The sequence below is a fragment of the Micromonospora sonneratiae genome (assembly GCF_042679305.1).
GTDB classification, from domain to species: Bacteria; Actinomycetota; Actinomycetes; order Mycobacteriales; family Micromonosporaceae; genus Micromonospora_H; species Micromonospora_H sonneratiae.
In genome coordinates this window covers 25,870-33,076 of record NZ_JBHTMP010000071.1, presented here as the reverse complement: position 1 = coordinate 33,076, position 7,207 = coordinate 25,870, and the positions used below count along the sequence as shown (strand labels likewise).

The 7,207-nt window shown below is 68.4% G+C and carries 4 protein-coding genes; 2 read left to right on the top strand and 2 right to left on the bottom strand.

What is annotated here, in order from left to right:
* Window positions 1-187: 187 nt before the first annotated feature.
* Window positions 188-355: a hypothetical protein gene (locus tag ACFQ4H_RS29585; RefSeq protein ID WP_377577241.1), complete on the bottom strand. Its 168-nt coding sequence runs from the start codon at window positions 353-355 to the stop codon at window positions 188-190.
* Between the two features lie 266 nt (window positions 356-621).
* Entirely contained in the window at window positions 622-1,485 is an 864-nt protein-coding gene (locus ACFQ4H_RS29580) for a YDG/SRA domain-containing protein (protein WP_377577238.1), read from the bottom strand.
* Between the two features lie 497 nt (window positions 1,486-1,982).
* Between ACFQ4H_RS29580 and ACFQ4H_RS29575 the strand changes: the two genes are divergently transcribed.
* Together ACFQ4H_RS29575 and ACFQ4H_RS29570 are read left to right on the top strand one after the other, a co-directional pair.
* Entirely contained in the window at window positions 1,983-5,615 is a 3,633-nt protein-coding gene (locus ACFQ4H_RS29575) for an AAA domain-containing protein (protein WP_377577235.1), read from the top strand.
* Window positions 5,612-7,132: a phospholipase D-like domain-containing protein gene (locus ACFQ4H_RS29570; protein ID WP_377577232.1), complete on the top strand. Its 1,521-nt coding sequence runs from the start codon at window positions 5,612-5,614 to the stop codon at window positions 7,130-7,132. The genes ACFQ4H_RS29575 and ACFQ4H_RS29570 overlap by 4 nt, the downstream gene beginning before the upstream one ends.
* Window positions 7,133-7,207: the final 75 nt, after the last annotated feature.

Sequence of the window (7,207 nt, the reverse complement as noted above, 5' to 3'; positions counted from 1 at the left end):
ACGACATCCTCGCCAAAGTCCAACTCGTTCAAACCAACATCAAGAAACTCGTGGCAAACAACTCAAAGTAAACCGATCAGGATCACGAAACACTAGTAGCCCGTAAAGCGTCGAAGCCATGTCTGAGATTCAACCGCACCTGGCTGATCTACGTGCGACAGGCTCTCGGCGATCAGCGATGATCGAACTACTGGTCGATGGCATGGGAGAAGACGACGTACGGCTGCGGTGCCGCCACGACGGGCTGCCGGCCGTGACCGGCTCCGCGTGGCTTCACGACTGGTTTCGCCCCGACGGCCCACCATCTCACCTGCTGCCGCCACTGGTCGGCGCTGTGCGCGTCGGCGAACCGCACGACGGCCGAGCGCCTTTGGCGAAATGTCGACGTAGAGCAGCACTGCCCCTCCTGCTGGTGGCAACCAGCGACCGGTACCAAAGATGGCGGCGGCGAGAAGTACCAGGCGTAGACACCGGGAGCCGGCAGGCACAGGGCTGGCCCGCTCATGATCTTTTCAGTCCGGTAGAGCCGTGCCGGACGGAGCAGTGCTCCTTGCGGTGCCACTGATGCTCCTCAGGCCAGCGATGTGCGGGCGCGGACGGCAGACATCGAGAAGCGTGCCGTCAGGGGACGTGATGCTCTCGGTGGTAGGCAAGCTGAGTGGGATTGATGGTATGCGCGGGGGACGTCCGGAGCGGGCCGATTTCTGCGTGTGAGCTGCTGTCACGGACCACGCCGGTGGCGTCGACGTAGATGGATCCGGCATCGAATCGGACGTGGTCGTTGGGACAGAGGCAGAGCACGTTGCTCGGTACATCCGGCCCATCGTGGGGCCTTCCCAGAGCCCGGATATGGGCAGCCTCCGCGTAAGGGCCTGCGGGCGTCATGAGCCGGAGGCCGCACACCTGGCAGGTGAAGTCGTGCGTCAGCTTCACCCCGACAGCAACCTTGGTGCTGCGGATCAAGCGCTGTACCACCGTCGCGACCCGCTCGGCGGGCCCTGCAACACCTGATGGGAGGGGCGGCAGGTCAGCGCCGTCGAGCGTCACCAGCCGAAAACGCCAGATCCGGAAACCGTCCTTGCCCGTCTCGTGCCAATGGTCGACTACCCGAAACTGGCCGTCATACCGGAGACCACTCGCAGGGGAGTACTTCGGATCTCCGCCGGCGCCCCGGATTACCCGCACCGGCCGGCCGTCGAGTTGGCTTCGCGCCAGGCCAGCATTCCCCCGCGTCAGCTCCTGGTCCGCAACCTGCCGCTTCGTAGCCGGATCGTTCCCACCCTGACCGGTGTAGACGAGCTCGTCACCGTAGTCCTCATCATCGACATACCCGCCGGAGACGACGATCGACTCCGCGCCGTCGATCCCACCGCAGATCCCGCCCTGGAGCGGCCGGTGAACCTTCGATGCTGTCAGAGCTGCCCGGTTGACGAACGTCGTGCCCGCAGGGAAACCGGGGATGTCGCCGTAGGTGCGGTCGGCCATGGCGGCACTCTAGGACACCGGTACGACGCTGCGTCATCCTCATTCTGCGGCTCGCCGGGTGAGAGGGGTTGACAGGGACAGTGTTCACTGGGGTGTCGGGGTACGAGTCCCAGTGCATAGCCATGTGCCAGCACGTACATAGCAGCCATCGGCGTTGGCAAGTGTGTTCGGGTGGTCGGCAGTGGAGGCGCCGGCCCGTGCCCGAAGCTCACCAACTACGCAATGTGACGGTAGGGCGACCTGGCAGCGCGGATTTGCCGATGAGCGGCTTGGGTACGTGGGGCGCGCTGGAAGGTTCAGTCGTTCGGGTGGCGTTTGTCTTGCCGGCACCAGACTCGTCGTGCGCGAGGTACGTAAACGGCTCGTGGTGGGCGCCGACCTGGGCGAGCAGTCTTGCCCTCGACCGGACAGCGTGCACGGCATCGGTGCCGCCGACCAAATCCAGCGCCGCCCAAGGTGCTCGTAGGGTAGAGTTTCTGCGCCGACGAAGGAGGCACATGCCACTGGACGAGGGTACAGCCCTTCTGCGCGGACGCTACGAGCTAGGCACGCGCAGGTCGGCCGCCGGAGACGCCGAAGCGTGGACCGCTTACGACGAGGACGGGCTGCAATACCTTGCCCGCACGTGGGCCTACGACGGCGACGAGCCCGACCCCGTCCAGCGGGCACTCTGGGACGCCGAGTTGCGCACTCTTTACAAGGTCGGCAGCAGCCCTGGCGCCGACGACACCCTGGCAGTCCTCAAGGACGCCGGTCTCGACCGCAACGCGAAGTCCTTCGTCATGGTCCTGCAGGCGCCCGGCTACGGCAGCGTCGCGGACGCCCTCGCTGCTCGGGCCGAGCACGGCTGGCTCTCCTCCCGCGACCCTGCCGATCGGCGGGAGCTTTGGCGAGCCGCTAGCCGTGTCGCCGCCGGCCTGGCCGTGCTGCACTCCCAGGACATCCTGCACCGTGACGTCGGTGCGGCAGCCCTGCTGTACCTGCCCGACGAGCCCACCGAGTCCATCCGGCTCGGCGGCTTTGAGTGGTCGGTCCGGCTCGGCCGCCCTCTGGACGCCGACCCGCCCGTCAGTTGGTCCTCGCCGCCCGAGCGGCTCGCCGGCGACACCGCGGCCTGGCGCCCCGACGACGACTGGTTTGGCTTCGGCATGCTGTGCGCGCGCCTGGTGCTCAACCTCGAGCAGTACGCGAACAACGCTCCGGCCGAGCGGTACGCCCGTGTGGTCAAGGCCATCGAGGCCGCCAAGACCACGCTCACCGAGCCCGAACGGGCACTGCTTCTCCGCCTGATCGACTCGAACCCGCTCGAGCGGATGACCCGCCCGCACGATGTCCAGCTCTCCGTTCGTGGGATCGTCGCGCTGCTCGCGGCCCCACCGGCAGCCCGCGCGGACGATCGGCCTTTTACGCTCATCGTCGACCCAAAGCAGGCCCGGCTCTACGACTACCTGCTGGAGCGAGGGCTACGAGAGCACCTCGGCCTAGACGACGGCCAGCCCTACAACCCGCGTGACGTCGCCCACACCGACGGCTTGACGGTGTTTCTGCGCCGCGACCTTGACGGCGGATCCCTGTACGCCGTGCCGAAACAGGAGACCGTTCTACTGGTTGGCCGGCGCACCGTGGTCAGGCTCCGCAAATACTCCGACCGCGGCGAGGCGCCCACATGGCAGACCGCGTTCTGTCTAGGCCCAGCCCAGCTCATGAACAGTGAGGGAGGGTCGGCCCGCGTGCGACTGCCGGCTGGCCGCCTCGCGGTCCGATCGACAAGGGCCGCCCACAACGACCGTGGCCTGGCCCTGGCGTCCGCGACATGGGACATGGTGTTGCCCCGCATCGATCGCGGCGCCGACATGGCGCGTGACCTCGCCCAATTCCACCAGTTCGTCCGCGCCACTCACCAGATCGAGCTGCTCATGCTCGACGCGACGATCTTCCCCATCGAGCTGGTCGCCGGGCCGGATCCCGCCGACGACCCTGGCTTCGAGGAAATCACCGTTCGTGAGCGCCTACGCCCTGAGAACAGGCAGGTCCTCGCGTTCCTGCACAACGACGACCTCGCCGGTTTCCTCCAGCGCGAACTCGAGGCCGGCAAGCCTGACAGCGGCAGCGTCATCCTGTCGGGCGAGCACGGGGACGCCCTGGCACTGCCCGCGGGCGGTAAAGATAACCAGTGGCGCGTCTACGCCGTGGACGACGCGGCGCGGACTGCGACACTCAGGCGCCCGACTTTCGACCCCGACCGTCCGCCGCCGCCCGACTGCGGATACCTGCGCGGCGCGGGCATGCCTGGTCAACTCAAGCTCATCCGACGCCGCAAGCAGGCCATCGACGCCCTCGACCGCCACAGCTATCTGCTGCGCAGCCTGGCCGCGCCCGGCCAGGTGTACATCGACACCGGCGCGGCCGACCTACCTGTCCGGCTCGCTCCAGAGACCGTCGACGAAGCCAAGCGCCGCGCGATCGAGGACATCCTGCGGGTCCGGCCCATCTACGCCCTGCAGGGCCCGCCCGGTACTGGGAAGACCACGCTGGTCGCCTGGCTTCTGCGCGAGATCCTCCACGACGACCCGGTCGCGCAGATCCTGGTCACGGCCCAGGCACATGGCGCCGTCGACGTCCTCCGGGCACGGGTAACTGAGGCATTTGAGGGCGTCGCATCGGAGCGCAGGCCCCTCGCGGTCCGGCTCGGATCCCGCAGGGACGACGACACCGCCCAAGACACCGTAGAGGACGTCGCCCTACAGGTCCTGCGCGACAGCAGCAGCAGCCTCGCTGACCTGTCTGACCGCACGCCGGCCCAGCAGGGTTGGCTCGACCACGCCACGGCGATGGCCGACGAGCTCGCCAGCCACGAGGCACGAGGGACCGGCGCCGCAGACTTCGTCGAACTGGTCAAGCGCGGCGCGAACCTGACTTACTGCACGACCAGCGCTGGCGAGCTTGAGGCCATTGCCGGTGACCAGTCCTTCGACTGGTCCATCGTCGAGGAAGCCGGGAAGGCGCACGGCTTCGACCTCGCGCTGCCCCTGCAGGCTGGCCACCGGTGGCTACTGATCGGCGACCACAGTCAGCTCCCACCGTATCGGTACGAGGACTACCTGCGCGGTGTCGACGCCCTCGATGCGGTTGTTGAGGCACTGCAAGCGCTGCCCGATACCGGGCCTGGCGTCCTGGACTGGGAGTGGGTCTCGTCGTGGAAGGACAAAACCACCGAAGAACGCGCCGCCTTCCAGGGCTACGCCAAGGACTGGCTCAAGACCTTCAAACGCACGTTTGAGCACTGCCAGGTCGCCGTCGGCCAAGGCGACGCCGGGCAGCGCTTGACCGACGACTCGGCGGGCGGCGCCGCCGCGGGCGTGCTCATCGAGCAGCACCGCATGCACCCGGACATCGGCGAGCTGATCTCGCGCGCGTACTACGGCGATCGGCTCGTAAACAGAACTGTCCAAGAAGGTAGGCCCTTTGCCCGCGTGTTGCACGGCTTCGCCGAGCCGCTCGATATCCGCGGGAATGCGATCGTCTGGCTCGACGTCCCGTGGTGCCGCGACGACCCCAGGACCGCCGAGACCGGGCCGGCCCAGGGCCGACCGCGCTACACCAACGACGCCGAGGCCACAGCCCTGTCAAATTTCGTGGCGTCGTTGCGGCGAGAGGCGCCTGGCGCCGCGGAGCTCGCCGTCCTGTCGCCGTACAACCAGCAGGCGTCTCTGCTGCGACGCCGGATGAGGAAGGCCGCCCTCCCTGAGGGGATCGAGCTCAAGCCCACCCTCAACGCCCGCCCTGGCGCTCCCGGCGGCACCAGCGGCGTCCACACCGTCGACTCTTTCCAGGGAAACCAAGCCGACGTCATCGCGGTGAGCCTGGTGCGCAACAACCTTCACGACCCAGGACACGGCCTGGGCTTTCTGAACGAAGCGAGCCGACTCAATGTGCTGCTGTCCCGTGCCGAGCGGCTGCTCGTGCTCGTCGGCTCCTGGGACTTCTTCCAGGAGCAGGTCCGCACCGTCGAGCTCGACGACACCGCAAACCCCCTGTGGCACCTCAAGCGGATTGTCACCGACCTGAGCGAATGGTTCGCCTCTGGCCGTGCCGTTCGGCTCGGCGCCGACCTTGGTGGCCTGTCATGATCGTCCTGTTGCCAGTGAGCCGGTTTCGCGTTCCATACGACCTCGCCCGCGGCAAGCCGTACAGCCGGCTTGAGCACATGGTGCTCAACGCCGTCGCCGACGGCCGCGCGACCCTGCGGTCGCTGGCCGAGGCTTTCCGCGTGCACGACAGGCTTCTTGTTCAGGCCGTCGTGACGCTCGTCAACGCTGGCTGGGTCGCCGTCCAAGGAGGGCCGCAAGCGTCGTTCGTGCTCACCGGGGCTGGGCACGAGGCTGTCAGCGGGGACCGTGAGCCCGTGTCGGTGATTGTCGAGACCGCCCGTCCCGGTATCGTGGTGATGGAGCGTCACTCCGGTCAGGTCGCCCGGCAGTCCGAGGCTCGGTCCTACCGCCGGGACGACCTGACCGAGGTCTGGGACACCGCCCCCAGGATTGGTACGAGGATCGTGCGCGACTCTGTGGACGAGGCGCAGGTCCGGAAGCTCCTGCACCGCGAAGCCGGTGAATGGGTGCGCCGGATCGGCCGAATCGAGGAGATCAGCCGCGACGCGCACTGGCTCCCTCTCGACGTTGACATTGACGCCAAGCAGGTGCTCGGCCTGCCGCCGCCCTGGCGCCACGCCCTTACAGCCCCAGCCCTGGCCGCGGCCGCCGCAGCGGTTGGCGGTTCTCCCCGCGCGATTGCATCGTCTCGCGGGGCGGCCCGTCCCGCGCGGCGCCGCTTGCTGGGCGTGACCGACGAAGACCGGGTACACCGGCGCGGCACCACCGTGCTGCTCGCCGCCGACGACGTACTGCGCGGCGAGCAGGCGCACGCCTCCGCTCTGGCCCAGGCGCTCCAGTCGGCACGGACCAGCGTCGCTTTGGCCATTCCCCGTCTCGACGGGCCGGACGTGTTCGAGGCCTTGGCCGCTGGCTGCGCCGACGCCGTGACGCGGGGCGTCCGCGTGGACCTGCTGGTCGGCTCCACCGACGGGGACCCTGCCGCCCTGACCGCCGTCGCAAACCGCATCGGTTACGGCGCCGACGCCCGCCGCGGCCGGGAGTTGCTGCGGACCCGCGTCACGGGCAGCGGTGCCAGCCTGCTGTTGTGGGACAGGGGGCCCGGACAGCTCGTCGGCGTCGTCACCGGCCACGGGTGGGTCGGCGCGACAACAGGAAGCCCCCACGCTGCGGGTATAAGAGTCCTTTCGCCAGCATTATGTGCCGACCTCGCCCGCGCCGTCGCCTCACTGTGGACTGGTCGTAGCGGCGATGATTTCGCGGGCGAGCCGATTAGATGGCGGCACCTTGCCGACGACGTCGAAGAGGAGGCCGCTCGCTCATTGGACGCCGCCGTGGACGGTACGGCCACCACAGCCGAGCTGCTCGTCGACGAGGAGTGCCTGGCCGTGGACGACGTCCCGGCCGCCGACGCCGCCGTCGGCCTGTACGTCCCGGACCCGGCGGGCGGCGATGCCGGGCGCAGAGGCATCCAGCTGATCGTGCGTGGCCCCGGCGCCCAGCTTGTCCGAGCAGCTCTGGACCCGCCTGAATAGCGCCCGTCAGCGAGACTCGGACCGCCAGATCCCGGATGGGCACAACCTTTGACGGTCATCCAACGGCGGTACGCA

Bases quoted from the DNA above. Each gene is read 5' to 3' on its own strand.
- ACFQ4H_RS29575 (WP_377577235.1), top strand. From the start codon at position 1,983: ATGCCACTGGACGAGGGTACAGCCCTTCTGCGCGGACGCTACGAGCTA.
- ACFQ4H_RS29570 (WP_377577232.1), top strand. From the start codon at position 5,612: ATGATCGTCCTGTTGCCAGTGAGCCGGTTTCGCGTTCCATACGACCTC.
- ACFQ4H_RS29580 (WP_377577238.1), bottom strand. From the start codon at position 1,485: ATGGCCGACCGCACCTACGGCGACATCCCCGGTTTCCCTGCGGGCACG.